The sequence below is a fragment of the Streptomyces sp. SID3212 genome, assembly GCF_009865405.1.
Lineage (GTDB): Bacteria > Actinomycetota > Actinomycetes > Streptomycetales > Streptomycetaceae > Streptomyces.
Genome location: NZ_WWJY01000568.1, coordinates 1 through 1456, shown reverse-complemented (window position 1 = coordinate 1456; position 1456 = coordinate 1). Strand labels below are relative to the sequence as shown.

At 77.1% G+C, this 1456-nt stretch carries 1 protein-coding gene; it reads left to right on the top strand.

Annotated features, from left to right (window positions below; genetic code table 11):
* On the top strand, positions 1 to 1456 hold a 1456-nt coding region (locus GT042_RS17060; RefSeq protein ID WP_161309573.1), incomplete at both ends, for a serine/threonine-protein kinase.

Sequence of the window (1456 nt, the reverse complement as noted above, 5' to 3'; positions counted from 1 at the left end):
CTGACCCAGGCGGTCGCCGGCCACGGGCCGCTGCCCGGGCGGTCCGTCGACGCGCTGGGCGCGGGTCTGGCCGAGGCGCTGGTCACGGTGCACGGGCTCGGTCTGGTCCACCGTGACGTGAAGCCGTCGAACGTCCTGCTGGCGCTGGACGGCCCCCGGCTCATCGACTTCGGCATCGCCCGCGCCACCGACGGCACCGCCTCGCTCACCGCGACCGGCGTGTCCGTGGGGTCGCCCGGCTACATGGCGCCCGAGCAGATCATCGGCGGCCCCGTGACCGGCGCGGCCGACGTCTTCTCGCTGGGCGCGGTGCTCGCGTACGCGGCGACAGGGGCGGGCCCGTTCGCCGGGGACTCGTCGGCCGCGCTGCTCTACAAGGTGGTGCACGGGGAGCCCGAACTGGGCCCCATGGAGGGCGCGTTGCGCGACATGGTCGCGCACTGCCTGGCCAAGGACCCGGCCGCGCGCCCCACCCCCGCCGAGGTCGCCCGGCGACTCGCGCCCGGCGGGGCCGAGCGTGCGGTGGCGGGGGGCTGGCTGCCGGGGCCGCTGGTCGAGGAGGTCAGCCGGGCGGCGGTGGCGCTCCTGGACCTGGACGTGGTGCCGCGCGCGCCGGGATCCGTACCGGCCGCCGTGGAGGAGCCGGTGGCCACGGGGCCGGTGCCGTTCACGCAGGCGTCGACGGGGGGAGGCGCGACCACCGAGGGCGCGTCCGGCGGAAGCGGGTCGGGAGTGGGTGCGTCGGGGGTGGGTGCGTCCGGCGCGGCTCAGGCCGCAGGGGGTACGGCCCCGAGCGCGGTGACCGGCTCCGGCGGTCAGGGGCCCGCCCTGGGGGTCTTCGGGCCGCCGACGGAGCCGCCGCAGGACGCCTCCGTACCGGCGCAACGCCTGCACGACGGCGGGTTCTCCGTCTCCGTGTCCGGCAACACCGGGCGCCAGGAGGGGCGCGGGGGCCGCAAGGTCAGCTGCACGGTGGTGCTGGCGGTGGCGGGCGCGCTGGCGGCGGTGACCGTCGGCGGCGGGATCCTGCTCGACCAGGTGCGGGACAACAACAGGTCCGACACGGCCCAGGGCGGGGGGAAGGCCGACTCCTCGTCGAGCGCCCCGGCCACCCCCGGGCGTCCCGCACCGTCGCCGACCCCGTCGGGCTCGTCGCCGGCCTCCGACTCCCCGGCCCCCGGCTCCCCGTCCGCCTCCACCTCCGAGGACCCCGGGGGACCCGCCCCCGGCGCGGGCTCCGTACCGGACGCCCTCATCGGGACCTGGGACGGCTCCATCACCTCCGCCGGCATCCCGGCCGGCACGATGAAGGTCGTCATCAGGAAGGGCACGACCGGGGAGCGCGTCGGCACGGGTGAACAGACCGACATCCTGGGGAACTTCACCTGCCAGGACCTGTTCACCCTCACCGGCGTGGAGGACCGCGCGATCGTCGTCGACGTCAAGAAGGGCCCGC